The following is a 15,243-nucleotide window of genomic DNA, read 5'->3' as shown; positions in this document are numbered from 1 at the left end:
CACAGTGTCAGCACGCCCGGCGGCTGACCCGCCTACTGAGCGTCGGTGCTGAACAGATACCAGCCGCCGTCGCCCGGGGCGCAGAACCAATACGGGTAGGCCCGGTCGAAGTTCGGATCGTTCCAGACGATGGGGGCGTCCGACTGGCATTCGGCCTCGGTGGGCCAGAACCACGGCTGCCCGTTCGCGTCGGTCTCCAGGTAATCAACGGCATGGGCCGTTCCCGCTGCGCCCATCAAGCCCGCGAACGCCAGTGCAGCGGCCGCGATTGCCTTCTTCATGTCATCCCACCCTGTCCAGTTGAATTGATTTCGAGTGGAAGATAACGTCCCGCGGCTCAATGATCTACGCGAACGTAAAAAGCAGATCTTCAGAGCTTCCGGTTGAACCGCGATCCGCTGGCCCCGCTGACCTGATCGCGCGGCCGGACCACGATCAGGTCGAGATCGACGTGCGATGGCCTGCTGGCGATGAAGCCGATGATCTCGGCGATGTCTTCGGCCACCAGTGGAGTGACGCCCTCATACACCTTGGCCGCGCGGTCCTCGTCGCCCTCGAACCGGTTCAGCGAGAAGTCCGTCTTCACCATGCCGGGCGCAACTTCGGTGAGCCGCACCGGTTTTCCGAGCAACTCGCTGCGCAGCGTGCGGTGCAGCACGCCCTGCGCGTGCTTGGCAGAGGTGTAGCCGCCGCCGTTGTCGTAGATCTCCACCGCCGCGATCGAGGTGACCGTGACGATCAGCCCGTCGCCCGACGCGATCAGCTTCGGCAGCAGCGCGCGGCTCACCAGCAGCGTGCCGAGCACATTGACTTCCCACATCCAGCGCCAGTGCTCGACGTCGGCCTCGGCAACCGGATCCAGCCCGAGGGCCCCGCCGGCGTTGTTGACCAGCACATCCACCCGGTCCACCGCCGCCGCCAACGCCGACACGGACTCCTCAGATGTGACGTCCACCACAATCGCGGTGCCGCCGATCTCTTCGGCCAGGGCCTTGAGTGGCGCCTCGCGCCGGGCCACGCACACCACGTGAAAGCCAAGGGCTGCAAGGGTTCTCGCGGTCGCTTCACCGATTCCGGCGCTTGCGCCGGTGACCACCGCGACACGACCGTCGGCCTGGAAAGTCGTCATCTGCCCAACCTTAGTTGGCGTGCTAAGTTCACCTCGTGTTGTCCAGTCAGGCCTGTATGCGGCGTGCGTGTTGTTGTTGCACGCCTGCCCGCGCCTGACTGTTTCGAAGACGACATCTCTGTCCTTCTGAATCGCCGGGTGTGGCCCGAACACCGCCGCCGGCCGAATTCTCCCCAAGGACAAGCAGATGAGCACTCCCGTCGCCACCACCCTCCCCGCCAAGCGCCCCGTGCGCAGCGCGCAGCATCCCAAGCAGACGCTGACGTCCGTCACCGGCCGGCACCGCCAGGCCCGCACGCGGATCGTCGCGCCGTCACTGAAGGTCGCGGACGCGGCCGCCGCCTCGGTGTTCAGTGCGGCCCGCCAGCGCGGACCGATCGCCCGTGATGCGATCGCGCGGGTCACCGGGCTGAGCATCGCTACCGTCAACCGCCAGGTCACCGCGCTGCTGGAGGCCGGTGTGCTGAGGGAGCGCGCCGACCTCGCGGTCTCCGGCGCGATCGGCAGGCCCCGAGTGCCTGTCGAGGTGAACCACGAGCCCTACTTCACGCTCGGCGTCCACATCGGCGCGAAGACCACCAGCATCGTCGCCACCGACCTGTTCGGCCGCACCCTCGACGTGGTGGAGACGCCGACCCCGCGGGGCCCGCAGGGCGCGGCGCTGACGTCGCTGGCAGGCAGCGCCCGCCGATACCTGAGCCGCTGGCACCGCCGGCGCCCGTTGTGGGTCGGTGTGGCGGCCGGCGGTGTCGTCGACAGCGCGACCGGCTACCTGGACCACCCGCGACTCGGATGGTCGGACGCCCCGGTCGGTCCGGTGCTCGCCGAGGCGATCGGACTGCCGGTGTCAGTGGCCTCGCATGTCGACGCGATGGCGGGCGCCGAACTCCTGCTGGGGGCACGCAGGCAACCGTCGACCACGTGGCCGGAAACGCTCCTCGCCCCCGCGGGCACGAGCCTGTACGTCTACGCCCGCGAGACCGTCGGCTACGCGCTGTCCATCGGCGGGCGCGTGCATTCCCCGGCCAGCGGTCCCGGTACCATCGCCGCACTGCCCGCGAGCTCCGAATTGCTCGGCGGCACCGGCCAATTGGAGTCGACCGTCAGCGACGAGGCCGTGTTGATCGCCGCCCGCAAGGCGCGCGTCATTCCGCTCGAGGGGCCGGGCTCGACGATGCAGGCGCTGCTCAAGACCGCGCGTCAGGGCAGCCGGCCGGCGCAGGACCTGCTGGTCGAGCGTGCCCGGGTTCTGGGTGAGGCCGTTGCCCTGCTGCGCGACATGCTCAACCCCGACGATCTCGTCGTCGGCGGTCAGGCGTTCACCGAGTACCCCGAGGGCATGGCCACCGTGGAGGCCGCCTTCGCACAGCGATCCGTGATGCCCGCCCGCGAGATCCGGCTCACCGTGTTCGGCAACCGGGTGCAGGAAGCCGGCGCGGGCGTCGTGTCGCTGGGCGGCCTGTACGCCGACCCGATCGGCGCGATGCGGCGCGCGCAATCGCGCCGACCCGAAGCCAGCCCCGAGGTCCCTGCGTGACGGGGCGCCTCGGGCCGACGGTGTAGACATGTCTGTGTGCGCCTAGCAACGGATCCGTCCCGTTCTGATGCCGCCGGACTTCCGGTCCCCAGGCGCGTCGCCGTGCTGTCGGTGCACACGTCGCCGTTGGCCCAGCCCGGCACCGGCGACGCGGGCGGGATGAACGTCTACGTGCTCCAGAGCGCGCTGCAGATGGCTCGCCGCGGGGTCGAAGTGGAGATCTTCACGCGGGCGACCTCGTCGGCCGACCAACCCACCGTGCGGGTCGCTCCCGGTGTGCTGGTGCGCAACGTGGTCGCGGGCCCGTTCGAGGGGCTCGACAAGTACGACCTGCCCACCCAGTTGTGTGCGTTCACCGCGGGGGTGCTGCGCGCGGAGGCGACGCACGAACCGGGCTACTACGACATCGTCCATTCGCACTACTGGTTGTCGGGTCAGGTCGGCTGGCTGGCGCGCGACCGTTGGGCAGTGCCGCTCGTGCACACCGCGCACACGCTGGCCGCGGTCAAGAACGCCGCCCTGGCCGAGGGTGACTCACCCGAACCGCCGCTGCGCGCGGTCGGTGAGCAGCAGGTCGTCGACGAGGCCGACCGGTTGATCGTCAACACTGAACATGAAGCGCAGCAACTGGTTTCGGTACACAACGCCGATCCGGCAAGGATCGATGTGGTGCACCCCGGCGTCGACCTCGAGACGTTCACACCCGGGGACCGCAACGCCGCGCGTGCCGCGCTGGGACTCGGCACCGACGAGCAGGTGGTCGCGTTCGTCGGGCGCATCCAGCCGCTGAAGGCGCCCGACGTCGCACTGCGCGCGGCGGCCAAACTGCCGGGCGTCCGCGTGCTGGTGGCCGGCGGCCCCTCCGGCTCCGGACTGCAGGCCCCCGACGGGCTGATTCGACTGGCCAACGATCTGGGTATCTCGGACCGGGTGACGTTCCTACCGCCCCAGTCGCGCGAACAGCTGGTCAACGTGTACCGGGCCGCCGACCTGGTGGCCGTACCCAGCTATTCGGAGTCTTTCGGCCTGGTCGCGGTCGAAGCTCAGGCATGCGGGACGCCGGTGGTGGCCGCCGCGGTCGGCGGATTGCCGGTCGCGGTGCGCGACGGTGTCACCGGGACACTGGTCGACGGGCACGACGACGGCGACTGGGCGCACGCCATCGGCGATGTGCTGGGCCGCGCCGACGCTCTGAGGCCCGCGGCCGCGGCCCACGCGGCGACGTTCTCGTGGGCCCGCACCGTCGACGCGCTGTTGGCCAGTTACGGCCGCGCCATCGCCGACTACCGGGCACGTCACCAGATGCGTGACAACGCGCGCCGTACGGGTCGGCGGTTCTCGCGGCGGCGGGGGGTGCGGGCATGACCGACGCGGCGAAGGTCATCGAAGAGGCGTGCAAGGAGAACGGTCTGGTCTGCACGTATCACGAAGGTGCGCGCGGTGGGTTGGCCGGCATCATCGTCGAACTGCCCGGCGAGCGACGGCTCAAGACCAACACAATCCTGTCGATCGGCGAGCACTCGGTACGCATCGAGGCGTTCGTCTGCCGCAAGCCCGACGAGAATCACGAGGGCGTCTACCGGTTCCTGCTCAAGCGCAACCGCCGCCTCTACGGGGTCGCGTACACGCTCGACAACGTCGGCGACATCTACCTCGTCGGGCGGATGTCGCTGGAATCGGTGACCTCCGACGAAGTCGACCGGATCCTCGGTCAGGTGCTCGAAGCCGTCGACAACGACTTCAACACGTTGTTGGAGTTGGGGTTTCGCTCGTCGATCCAGAAGGAGTGGGAATGGCGGGTGTCGCGCGGCGAGTCGCTGAAGAATTTGCAGGCGTTCGCCCACCTGATCGACGACGAGGACGACTGACCCTTTCGCCCAGACCGACGTTTTGGCGGGTTTTTTCGACGGGATTCGACCATTTCGTCGGCCTCGGTGCGGGGGGTGGGCGATCCGTCTGCCGTGAGAGGATTGTGCCATGTCTGATTCCCGGGGTGACTGCACGCTGATCCTGCTCCGCCACGGCCAGAGCGACTGGAACGAGAAGAACCTGTTCACCGGCTGGGTCGACGTCGACCTCACCGAGAAGGGCCGCGCCGAAGCGGTCCGTGCCGGCGAGCTGATAAAAGAACTCGATCGCCAACCCGACGTGGTCTACACCTCGCTGCTGCGCCGCGCGATCACCACCGCGAATCTGGCCCTGGACAAGGCCGACCGGCACTGGATCCCGGTGCACCGCGACTGGCGCCTCAACGAGCGCCACTACGGCGCGCTGCAGGGTCTGAACAAGGCCGAGACCAAGGAGCGCTACGGAGACGAGCAGTTCATGGCGTGGCGGCGCAGCTACGACACCCCGCCGCCACCGATCGAGCCGGGCAGCACCTACAGCGAGGACGGCGACCCCCGCTACGCCGACCTGCCCGACGGTCCGCCGCGCACCGAATGCCTCAAGGACGTCGTCGAGCGGTTCGTGCCGTACTACACCTCGACGATCGAACCGGACCTGCGCGCGGGTAAGACCGTGCTGATCGCCGCGCACGGCAACTCGCTGCGCGCCCTGGTCAAGCACCTCGACGGGATGTCCGACGAGGACGTCGTCGGCCTCAACATCCCGACCGGCATCCCGTTGCGCTACGACCTGGACTCCGATCTGAAGCCGAGGATCATCGGCGGCACGTATCTGGATCCCGAGGCCGCCGCCGCCGGCGCGGCAGCCGTCGCCTCACAGGGCGCCAAGTAGTCCGTCAGCCGTCCCAGGCGAACGGACGGTGAACAGCGGGGGTCCGGAGTCCGAATTTCGGTGTTTCGGTATGTGAGTTGTCCCGTTTTGGCCGCACGCTGCTGGGATGACGTTCACCGGGTGCGTACGATTTCGGCGTGAGTGTCGTTTGGGCACTGCTGCTGGCAGCGGTGGTCGCACTGCTCGCTCTGGGAGCCGGTATCGCGCTCGGGGCGCGATTGAGCCCCCGCCTCACCGATCGCAGACAGCGTCGCACCACCGCGCAGACCGGGGTCACGGTCTCACAGATGCTCTCCCACATCGCATCGCGGGCACCCACGGGAATCGTGGTGGTCGACCACTTCCGTGACGTCGTCTACGCCAACGACCGGGCCCGCGAGCTGGGACTGGTTCGCGACCGGCTGCTCGACGAGCGGGCCTGGCGGGCCGCCGAGCGCACTCTGGCCACCGGCCAGCCCGGCGATGTCGACCTCACGGCACACAAGCGCGTCAACCCCGGCCGATCCGGCCTGTCGGTGCGCGGACACGTCCAGCTGCTGACCGACCAGGACCGCCGCTTCGCCGTCGTCTACGTCGACGACCACTCCGAATACGCCCGCATGGAAGCCACCCGCAGGGACTTCGTCGCCAACGTCAGCCACGAGCTGAAAACGCCGGTCGGGGCGATGGGGCTGCTGGCCGAGGCGCTGCTCGCATCGGCCGACGATCCTGAGACCGTGCGCCGATTCGCCGAGCGGATGGTCGCCGAGTCCAACCGGCTGGCCAACATGATCGGCGAGCTGATCGAGCTGTCGCGGTTACAGGGCGCCGAGCGCCTGCCCGACCTCGCGGCCGTCGACGTCGACACCGTGGTGTCCGAGGCGCTGTCGCGGCACAAGGTGCCCGCCGACAATGCAGACATCAAGATCACCACCGACGCGCCGACCGGTTTCCGCGCCCTCGGAGACCAAGCCCTGCTGGTCACCGCGATCGCGAACCTGGTCTCCAACGCGATCGCGTACTCACCGCACGGGTCGTCGGTGTCGATCAGCCGCAGGCGGCGCGGGGACAACATCGAGATCGCCGTCACCGACCGCGGTATCGGCATCGCCCGCGAGGACCAGGAACGGGTCTTCGAGCGATTCTTCCGCGTCGACAAGGCGCGGTCCCGGGCCACCGGCGGCACCGGGCTCGGGTTGGCCATCGTCAAACACGTGGCGGCCAACCACAACGGAAGCATCCGGCTGTGGAGTCAGCCGGGAACGGGATCGACGTTCACCCTGTCGATTCCGGCCTATCCCGATCACGAATCGGACGAACGAGAGGACCAGCGAAACCAATGACCAGTGTGCTGATCGTGGAGGACGAGGAGTCCTTGGCTGATCCCCTGGCCTTTCTTCTTCGCAAAGAGGGCTTCGAGGCCACCGTCGTCACCGACGGGCCCGCGGCCTTGGCCGAGTTCGAGCGCTCCGGCGCCGACATCGTGCTGCTCGACCTGATGCTGCCCGGCATGAGCGGTACGGATGTGTGTCGTCAATTGCGTTCGCGCTCAAGCGTTCCGGTTATCATGGTGACCGCCCGCGACAGCGAGATCGACAAGGTCGTCGGGCTCGAACTCGGCGCCGACGACTACGTCACCAAGCCTTACTCGGCCCGCGAGCTGATCGCTCGTATCCGCGCGGTGTTGCGGCGCGGCGCCGAGAACGATGACCCCGGGATCGGTGACGGCGTGCTCGAGGCCGGGCCCGTCCGAATGGACGTCGAGCGCCATGTGGTCTCGGTGAACGGACAGCCGGTCACGATGCCGCTCAAGGAGTTCGACCTGCTCGAGTACCTGATGCGCAACAGCGGCCGGGTGTTGACCCGCGGCCAGCTCATCGACCGCGTGTGGGGTGCCGATTACGTCGGCGACACCAAAACCCTTGACGTCCATGTGAAGCGGTTGCGGTCCAAGATCGAGGCCGATCCGGCCAACCCCGTGCATCTGGTCACCGTCCGCGGCCTGGGCTACAAACTCGAGGGCTGACGCCGGTCTAACCGGTAGTGCCGCCCATGATCTCGGAGACGTCGAACGTGTTGACACCGGCGGTGACCGAGGGGTCGCGCTCGGCGATCGCGAGCACCTCGGCGCGATCGGCGGCGCGCAGCACGCCCAGTCCCCATACGCCTTCGGGATCGGCGACCGGGCCGTAGACGACGACTCGGCCCTGCGCCAACAGTCTCTCCCAGTACTCCTGATGCGCCGCCATCGCCTGCTGCTCGACGGGCGTCATGGTCTGAGCGAAATCCGCTCGGGGCGGGATCAGCCGGAACAGGAACAGCGATGCGGCCCCCGAAGTATCGGTCATCCGGCCAGCCGGGTGGCGGGGTGCACGGCGATGAGCCCTAATCCGCTGCGCCGCTTGCACATCGCCGCGAGCTCCGCGTACGCCTTCTCGCCGAGCAGTTCGGTGAGCTCGGGGCCGTAGGACTCCCAAACCTGCCTGCTGCCGACGTGTGCGTTCGGATCGCCGGTGCAGTACCAGTGCAGGTCGGCGCCGCCTTCGCCCCAGCCGCGACGGTCGTACTCGGTGATCCACGTCTTGAGGATCTCGGTCCCGTCGGGCCGCTCCACCCACTCCTGCGTGCGACGGATCGGCAGCTGCCAGCACACGTCGGGTTTCATGGTCAGCGGTTCGACGCCGAGCTTGAGCGCCTTGCTGTGCAGTGCGCATCCGATACCGCCTGCGAAACCGGGCCGGTTGAGGAAGATGCAGGCGCCCTTGTACTTCCGGGTACGCAGGTTGGGCTTGTCGTCGTAGGAGTCCATCTCGAGGTAGCCCTTCTTGCCGAGCCCCTTCTCGCGGAACTGCCAGTCCTCGTCGGTCAGCGTCTTCACCGCGTCGTCGAGGCGTGCGATGTCGTCGTCGTCGGACATGAACGCCCCGTGCGAACAACACCCGTCATCCGGGCGTCCCTCCACCGTGCCCTTGCACGCCGGGGTACCGAACACGCAGGTCCACCGCGAGAGCAGCCACGTCAGATCGGCGGCGATCAAGTGCTCGGGATTGTCGGGGTCGTAGAACTCGACCCACTCACGGGCGAAATCGAGTTCGACCTCTCCGGGGTGCGGTGCAGTCACGATTCTCAACGGTAGACCCATTAAGTTGGATGAGTGCGATTAGGCGTGCTCGACGTGGGCAGCAATACCGTTCACCTTCTCGTGGTGGACGCGCGACGCGGTGGGCACCCGACGCCGATGAGTTCGACCAAGGCCTCGCTGCGCCTCGCCGAGGCCATCGACAGCGACGGCAAGATCACCCGCAGAGGCGCCGACAAGCTGATCGGCACCATCGACGAATTCGCCAAGATCGCCACGAGTTCCGGCTGCGCGGAGCTGATGGCGTTCGCCACCTCCGCGGTGCGCGACGCGAAGAACTCCGAAGAACTGCTGGCCCGGATTCTCGCCGAGACGGGGGTGGCGCTGCGCGTGCTCGCAGGCGTCGACGAGTCGCGGCTGACGTTTCTTGCGGTGCGACGGTGGTACGGATGGAGCGCCGGACGGATCATCAACATCGACATCGGCGGCGGCTCGCTCGAACTGTCCAACGGCGTGGACGAGGAGCCGGAGGTTGCGCTGTCGCTTCCGCTCGGGGCGGGCCGGCTCACCCGCGAGTGGCTCCCCGACGATCCGCCGGGCAGGCGGCGGGTGGCGATGCTGCGCGACTGGCTGGCCACCGAGCTGGCCGACGCCGGCGCAGAGATGCTCAAGGCCGGCGCTCCCGACCTGGCGGTCGCATCGTCGAAGACGTTCCGGTCGCTGGCCAGGCTGACCGGCGCGGCGCCCTCGGGGGCGGGCCCGCGGGTCAAACGGACGCTGACCGCCACCGGCTTAAGGCAGCTCATAAATTTCATCTCTAGGATGACCGCGGCTGACCGTGCCGAACTGGAAGGGGTGAGTGCCGATCGGGCGCCACAGATCGTGGCCGGAGCGTTGGTCGCCGAGGCGAGCATGAATGCCCTCGGTGTCGAGAGCGTCGACATCTGCCCCTGGGCGTTGCGGGAGGGGCTGATTCTGCGGAGACTCGACAGCGAAGCCGATGGCAGTGGTCTCGCCGGCGGTACCCACAATCCGGCCTCAGTACAGACGTTTGTGCGTAATGCTGGACGATAGATGACGAGGCCCGAAGGCAACACACGATGACAGGACCAGAAGACGACCACAGCAACACGCGACCCATCTCGGTCGCGGAGTTGCTGGCGCGCAACGGCACGATCGGTGCCCCGCCGGTCGGCGGGCGGCGCCGTCGTCGCCGCGGCGCCGACTCCGTGACCGTCGCCGAACTGACCGGTGAGATCCCGATCATCCGTGACGACGACGCACCCGCCACGGGGCGTTCGGCCGCCGCGACGGTCGAGGCCCCCGCCGAACCCGAGCCCGTCGCACCCGCCGAGGCCGTGGACGCCGAACCCGCCACCGAGGCTGCTGAGGCCGCCCCCGCCGAGACTGCCGAGACTGCCGAGGCCGCTGCCGCCAACGGCGCCGTCGACCACACCGAGGAGACGGTCGAGGAGGAAGCCCTCGAGGTCCCCGAAGACGAGCCTCTCGAGGCCTCCGACACCGAAACTTCCGACGTCGACTCCGAGGCCCTCGAGGACGAGGCCGGCGCCGCGGCCGGCGCGGACGAGGACAACGACTACGCCGACTCCGACTACCAGACCCACATCGAGCAGCGCGACGCCGACGAGGACCTCGACTTCTTCGCCCCGCCGCGGCGCTCGACCTTCGCGCGCCGGCGCTTCGGCATGCTCGGTCGCAGCGCACCGGCAGAACCCAGCGATGCCCAGGTCGGCGCCGAGGAGATGAGCCCGGATCCGATCGACTGGACCGATCCGGACGCCGACGGGGACGAGGCCGCCGACGCGGCGGTCGCCGTGGCCGAGCCCGAGCACGACGATGAGCGCGACGACAGGCCGTCCTACCTGCGTTCTCCCGACGACGCGCTGTTCGGCGGTCCCGACGTCGACGACGATGTCGCCCGGCCGAACAACGGCCTGAGCCCGGCCGACGTCGACCTCGACGAGGAAGACGTCCCGCGTTCGGGTGCGATGTCGTCGTTCCTGCGCGGGGCGATGGTCGTCGGGCAGTGCGTGGTCGCGGTCGCGTTCGGCGCCGGGCTGTTCATCGCCTTCGACCAGCTGTGGAAGTGGAACAGCATCGTCGCGCTGGTACTGGGCGTGCTGGTGATCCTGGGCCTGGTGGTCGGCGTGCGCGTGGTCCGCAAGACCGAGGACATCGGCAGCACACTGATCGCCGTCGCGGTCGGCGCGATGGTGACATTCGGGCCGCTGGCACTGATGCAGGCGGCTTGAGGCGCCCCATCACCCGTGCGTCCAGCCATTAAGGTCGGTCTGTCGACGGCCTCGGTCTACCCGCTGAGAACCGAGGCGGCCTTCGAATACGCAGCCAAGCTCGGCTACGACGGGGTCGAGCTCATGGTGTGGGCCGAGACGGTCAGCCAAGATGTCGACGCCATCGAGCAGCTGTCGAAGCGTTACGAAATGCCCGTGCTCTCGGTGCACGCACCGTGCCTGTTGATCTCCCAGCGCGTGTGGGGTGCGAACCCGATTCCGAAACTCGAACGCAGCGTGCGCGCCGCCGAGCAACTGGGCGCCCAGACCGTCGTCGTGCATCCGCCGTTCCGCTGGCAGCGCCGCTACGCCGAGGGCTTCTCCGACCAGGTGGCCGAGCTCGAGGAGTCCAGCGAGGTGATGGTCGCCGTCGAGAACATGTTCCCGTTCCGCGCCGACCGCTTCTTCGGGGCGGGTCAGACCTCGATCGAGCGCATGCGCAAACGCGGTGGCAGGCCCGGCCCGGGCATCTCGGCATTCGCGCCGTCCTACGATCCGCTCGACGGCGACCACGCCCACTACACGCTCGACCTGTCCCATACCGCGACCGCCGGCTCCGACGCACTCGAGATGGCGCGCCGCATGGGCGAGGGGTTGGTGCACCTGCACCTGTGCGACGGCAGCGGCGCCTCGACCGACGAGCATCTGGTGCCCGGCCGCGGTACTCAGCCGACGGTGGAGGTGTGCGAGATGCTGGCCGCAAGCGACTTCAACGGCCATGTGATCCTTGAGGTGACCACATCGGGTGCGCGCACCGCCGCCGAACGCGAAGCGCTACTGGTCGAGTCGTTGCAGTTCGCGCGCAGGCACCTGCTTCGCTGACACACCCTGACCTCGTTCCCAACTCGCTTCCAGAAGGATTCACCAGATGGCCGGCTCCACCCTGTTCACCGACGCCATGGCGCTCACCCACGCCGGTGACGGCGTGTATCACGGTGAGCTGAACGAACATTGGACGATCGGGCCGAAGGTGCACGGCGGAGCGATGCTCGCGCTGTGCGCGAACGCCGCGCGGACGGAGCATTCCAGGGGGCTGGAAGGATCGGCCCACGCGCGCAGCGCAGGGGACGAACCGGGGGAGCAGGCGAGTGGTGGCGTGGAACCGATCGCGGTCTCGGGAAACTTCCTGTGGGCGCCCGACCCCGGCCCGATGCAGGTGGTCACAACCGTGCGCAAACGCGGGCGTCGCGTCAGCCTGATCGACGTCGAACTCAGACAAGGCGACCGTACAGCTGTGCGGGCCGCGATCACGCTCGGCGAGCCGGAACATCATGTGACGCCGCTGCTCTCGGTCAATCCCGTGATCCCGTTGATGCAACCGGATCCGCCGCCCGGTCTCGAGCCGATCGGTGAGGGCCACCCGATGGCCGACATCGTGCACCTCGCGCGCGGCTGCGACATCCGGCCCTCGCTGACCACGATGGAACCGCGGTCCGACGGCGGCCCGCCGGTGATCGAGTACTGGGTGCGGCCCAAGGGTGTCGCCCCGGACGTGCTTTTCGCCCTGCTGTGCGGCGACGTGTCGGCTCCTGTGACGTTCGGCGTCAACCGGTTCGGTTGGGCGCCCACCGTCCAGCTGACGGCGTACCTGCGCAGCAGGCCGGCCGACGGGTGGTTGCGCGTGCTCTGCACGACCGTGCAGATCGGCCAGGACTGGTTCGACGAGGACCACATCGTCGTCGACTGCGAGGGCCACATCGTCGTGCAGACCCGCCAACTCGCGATGGTTCCGCAGGGATAGGCGGCAAGCCGCGGAGGGTGGCCGCACACGCGGTGCCCGACCGTCTGCAATGCTTCCGGCATGGCCAGAATCGCGATCGTCGGCGGTGGAAGTATCGGTGAGGCACTGCTGTCCGGGCTGCTGCGGGCCGGACGGCAGGTCAAGGACCTGGCGGTGGCGGAGAAGGATTCGGACCGGGCCCAGTACCTGGCCGACACCTATTCGGTGCTGGTGACGACGGTGGCCAACGCGGTGGACCACGCGAGCTATGTGATCGTGGCCGTCAAACCGGCCGACGTGGCCGGGCTCGTCGACGAGATCGTCGATGCGGCGACCAATGCCGAAAGTGACACGGCCGAACAGGTTTTCGTGACGGTCGCGGCCGGCGTCACCACCGAGTACTACGAGAACAAGCTGCCCGCCGGCGCGCCGGTGATCCGCGTCATGCCCAACGCGCCGATGGTCGTCGGTGGGGGAGTGAGCGCGCTGTCGGCCGGTCGCTTCGCCACCCCCGAACAGATGAAGGAGGTCTCGGCGATCTTCGACGCGGTCGGCGGGGTGCTCACGGTGCCCGAGTCCCAACTCGACGCGGTCACCGCGATCTCCGGGTCGGGGCCGGCCTATTTCTTCCTGATGGTCGAGGCGCTCATCGACGCCGGCGTCGACGCCGGGCTCTCGCGATCGGCGGCCACCGACCTCGTCGCACAGACCATGGCGGGGTCGGCCGCGATGTTGCTGGATCGCCTCGACCGGAACGCGTCCGCGGGAGGTGCCGCCGGCGGCCCGTCGGGTGCCGGAATGGACACCACGCCCGCTCAACTGCGCGCGACGGTCACCTCGCCGGGCGGCACCACCGCGGCCGGTCTGCGCGAACTCGAGAGGGGTGGCCTGCGGGCGGCCGTTGCCAGGGCGGTCGAGGCCGCGAAAAAGCGCTCTGAGCAGCTCGGAATTACATCTGAGTAATTCTTTAAATTACCCACACCCGTCGCAGTAACACCATCTGCCACGCTATTCTCCTCGTGTAAGCACGGGTCGGTGCCAGCGGTGGGGAAGCCGCTGGAACTGCCCGTGCCTGAATGATTGGGTTGCGATGACGTCTATGAACGGGCCATCCCCGCGGGATTCGGCCAGTGGGAAGTCGGCTCGGGACTCCGGATCCGACGGTCAACAGCCACGGGCGCAATTCCTCACCGTCGCCGAGGTGGCGAGCCTGATGCGGGTCAGCAAGATGACGGTGTACCGGCTGGTGCACAACGGCGAGCTGCCTGCCGTCCGGGTCGGCCGCTCGTTCCGCGTGCATGCGAAGGCTGTTCACGACATGTTGGAGAGCTCGTACTTCGACGCAGGCTGATCTCCTCCGCGTTCCCGGCGACACCGTCGCCGGCCGTTGGGCGCGTTTCGCGGTTACCTGCACAGCCCGGTAAAGTGGCCGGGTCAGTCAACGATGCTCATCGGGCAGGTAAGGCGTAGGTAGCGGAGTTCATGGGTTCAGTCATCAAGAAGCGGCGCAAGCGCATGTCGAAGAAGAAGCACCGCAAGCTGCTTCGTCGCACCCGAGTCCAGCGCAGAAAACTCGGCAAGTAATCGCCGCCCGCCGTCGCTAGGCTCACCGGACATGGATTCCGAGGGTCGTGCCAATGGAGACGTCAACGGAGCTGACCCACGCGACGCCGTGCAGTATCCGAAGGTCGTGCTGGTCACCGGGGCGTGCCGGTTCCTCGGCGGCTACCTGACGGCCAGGCTGGCGCAGAACCCGTTGATCAACCATGTGATCGCCGTCGACGCGATCACTCCGAGCAAGGACCTTCTGCGGCGGATGGGGCGCGCGGAGTTCGTCCGCGCCGACATCCGCAACCCCTTCATCGCGAAGGTCATCCGCAACGGCGACGTCGACACCGTGGTGCACGCCGCGGCGGCGTCCTACGCACCCCGCTCCGGGGGCCGCGCGACGCTCAAGGAACTCAACGTGATGGGCGCGATCCAGCTGTTCGCGGCCTGCCAGAAGGCGCCGTCGGTGCAGCGAGTGGTGCTCAAGTCCACGTCGGAGGTGTACGGCTCGACCTCGCGCGACCCGGTGATGTTCACCGAGGACACCAGCGCGCGACGGCCACCGGGGGAGGGCTTCGCCCGCGACAGCATCGACATCGAGGGCTATGCGCGTGGACTGGGGCGTCGTCGGCCCGACATCGCGGTGACCATCCTGCGGTTGGCCAACATGATCGGGCCGGGTATGGACACCGCGCTGTCGCGCTACCTCGCCGGCCCGGTGGTGCCGACGGTCATCGGACACGACGCTCGGCTCCAGCTGCTGCACGAGCAGGATGCGCTCGGGGCGCTCGAGCGCGCGACGATGGCGGGCAAGGCGGGCACCTACAACGTCGGCGCGTCCGGGATCGTGATGATGAGCCAGGCGATCCGGCGGGCCGGCCGGATCGCGTTGCCCGTGCCGCGATCGGCGCTGGCGGCGGTGGATTCGCTGAGGCGCGCGACTCGTTACACTGAACTGGATCGTGAGCAGCTGAACTACCTCAGTTATGGCAGAGTGATGGACACATCGCGGATGCGCAACGATCTCGGCTATAACCCGAAGTGGACGACGGTGGAGGCCTTCGACGATTACGTCCGAGGTCGCGGATTGACTCCGATCGTCGACCCGCGGTGGGTACGCTCAATGGAGAGTCGCGCCGTTGCCGCGGCGCAACGGTGGGGGCGCTAGGCGCATCAACTAATCGGGTGGGGAGAAGGAAA

General features: G+C 68.2%; 18 protein-coding genes. 14 read left to right on the top strand and 4 right to left on the bottom strand.

Annotation, left to right across the window (positions count from 1 at the left end; genetic code table 11):
* Positions 1–32 precede the first annotated feature (32 nt).
* Together A5790_RS07090 and A5790_RS07085 are read right to left on the bottom strand one after the other, a co-directional pair.
* On the bottom strand, positions 33–281 hold the full coding sequence (locus A5790_RS07090) for a hypothetical protein (RefSeq protein ID WP_064419931.1): 249 nt from the start codon (positions 279–281) through the stop codon (positions 33–35).
* 89 nt (positions 282–370) lie between these two features.
* Entirely contained in the window at positions 371–1,129 is a 759-nt protein-coding gene (locus tag A5790_RS07085; protein WP_066810740.1) for an SDR family oxidoreductase, read from the bottom strand.
* Positions 1,130–1,316: 187 nt separating this feature from the next.
* On the opposite strand from A5790_RS07085, the gene A5790_RS07080 reads away from it, so the two are divergent.
* From A5790_RS07080 to regX, 6 genes are all read left to right on the top strand, one after another.
* Positions 1,317–2,666: an ROK family transcriptional regulator gene (locus A5790_RS07080; protein WP_066842202.1), complete on the top strand. Its 1,350-nt coding sequence runs from the start codon at positions 1,317–1,319 to the stop codon at positions 2,664–2,666.
* A gap of 36 nt (positions 2,667–2,702) precedes the next feature.
* Positions 2,703–4,031: a D-inositol-3-phosphate glycosyltransferase gene (gene mshA / locus A5790_RS07075; protein ID WP_066842200.1), complete on the top strand. Its 1,329-nt coding sequence runs from the start codon at positions 2,703–2,705 to the stop codon at positions 4,029–4,031.
* The gene (locus A5790_RS07070; RefSeq protein WP_064399698.1) at positions 4,028–4,534 is read left to right on the top strand and encodes a YbjN domain-containing protein; all 507 of its coding nucleotides are present in this window, start codon (positions 4,028–4,030) and stop codon (positions 4,532–4,534) included. The genes mshA and A5790_RS07070 overlap by 4 nt, the downstream gene beginning before the upstream one ends.
* Positions 4,535–4,643: 109 nt before the next feature.
* Positions 4,644–5,405, top strand: a complete 762-nt coding sequence (locus tag A5790_RS07065) for a phosphoglyceromutase (RefSeq protein WP_064419928.1) — start codon at positions 4,644–4,646, stop codon at positions 5,403–5,405.
* Positions 5,406–5,542: 137 nt separating this feature from the next.
* Positions 5,543–6,727, top strand: coding sequence for a cell wall metabolism sensor histidine kinase WalK (locus A5790_RS07060; protein WP_064419927.1), 1,185 nt, complete (start codon positions 5,543–5,545; stop codon positions 6,725–6,727).
* Positions 6,724–7,410 (top strand): two-component sensory transduction protein RegX, encoded by a 687-nt coding sequence (gene regX / locus A5790_RS07055; RefSeq protein ID WP_064419926.1) that lies wholly within the window; start codon positions 6,724–6,726, stop codon positions 7,408–7,410. The genes A5790_RS07060 and regX overlap by 4 nt, the downstream gene beginning before the upstream one ends.
* Positions 7,411–7,417: 7 nt before the next feature.
* Here the strand turns inward: regX and A5790_RS07050 are convergent, their stop codons facing one another.
* Together A5790_RS07050 and A5790_RS07045 are read right to left on the bottom strand one after the other, a co-directional pair.
* Entirely contained in the window at positions 7,418–7,732 is a 315-nt protein-coding gene (locus A5790_RS07050; protein WP_197506119.1) for a YciI family protein, read from the bottom strand.
* On the bottom strand, positions 7,729–8,526 hold the full coding sequence (locus tag A5790_RS07045) for a hypothetical protein (RefSeq protein WP_064419925.1): 798 nt from the start codon (positions 8,524–8,526) through the stop codon (positions 7,729–7,731). Before A5790_RS07045 ends, A5790_RS07050 begins: the two co-directional genes overlap by 4 nt.
* Before the next feature lie 12 nt (positions 8,527–8,538).
* On the opposite strand from A5790_RS07045, the gene A5790_RS07040 reads away from it, so the two are divergent.
* From A5790_RS07040 to A5790_RS07010, 8 genes are all read left to right on the top strand, one after another.
* Entirely contained in the window at positions 8,539–9,537 is a 999-nt protein-coding gene (locus A5790_RS07040; protein WP_064399693.1) for a Ppx/GppA phosphatase family protein, read from the top strand.
* Positions 9,538–9,563: 26 nt separating this feature from the next.
* Entirely contained in the window at positions 9,564–10,736 is a 1,173-nt protein-coding gene (locus tag A5790_RS07035; protein WP_066842198.1) for a hypothetical protein, read from the top strand.
* A gap of 15 nt (positions 10,737–10,751) precedes the next feature.
* Positions 10,752–11,597 (top strand): sugar phosphate isomerase/epimerase, encoded by an 846-nt coding sequence (locus tag A5790_RS07030; protein ID WP_064399691.1) that lies wholly within the window; start codon positions 10,752–10,754, stop codon positions 11,595–11,597.
* Positions 11,598–11,643: 46 nt separating this feature from the next.
* On the top strand, positions 11,644–12,516 hold the full coding sequence (locus A5790_RS07025; RefSeq protein ID WP_064399690.1) for a thioesterase family protein: 873 nt from the start codon (positions 11,644–11,646) through the stop codon (positions 12,514–12,516).
* Between the two features lie 60 nt (positions 12,517–12,576).
* Positions 12,577–13,458: a pyrroline-5-carboxylate reductase gene (gene proC / locus A5790_RS07020; RefSeq protein ID WP_064399689.1), complete on the top strand. Its 882-nt coding sequence runs from the start codon at positions 12,577–12,579 to the stop codon at positions 13,456–13,458.
* Between the two features lie 127 nt (positions 13,459–13,585).
* Positions 13,586–13,846 carry a helix-turn-helix domain-containing protein gene (locus tag A5790_RS07015; protein WP_066842197.1) on the top strand — a complete coding sequence of 87 codons (261 nt, stop codon included), beginning with the start codon at positions 13,586–13,588 and terminating at the stop codon, positions 13,844–13,846.
* A gap of 131 nt (positions 13,847–13,977) precedes the next feature.
* Positions 13,978–14,079 (top strand): 30S ribosomal protein bS22, encoded by a 102-nt coding sequence (locus A5790_RS25350; RefSeq protein WP_003402602.1) that lies wholly within the window; start codon positions 13,978–13,980, stop codon positions 14,077–14,079.
* Between the two features lie 31 nt (positions 14,080–14,110).
* Positions 14,111–15,211 (top strand): SDR family oxidoreductase, encoded by a 1,101-nt coding sequence (locus A5790_RS07010; RefSeq protein ID WP_064399688.1) that lies wholly within the window; start codon positions 14,111–14,113, stop codon positions 15,209–15,211.
* Positions 15,212–15,243: the final 32 nt, after the last annotated feature.

The organism is Mycobacterium sp. 852002-51152_SCH6134967, from assembly GCF_001667105.1.
GTDB lineage: Bacteria > Actinomycetota > Actinomycetes > Mycobacteriales > Mycobacteriaceae > Mycobacterium > Mycobacterium neumannii_A.
This window is presented reverse-complemented; position numbering and strand designations above follow the sequence as displayed.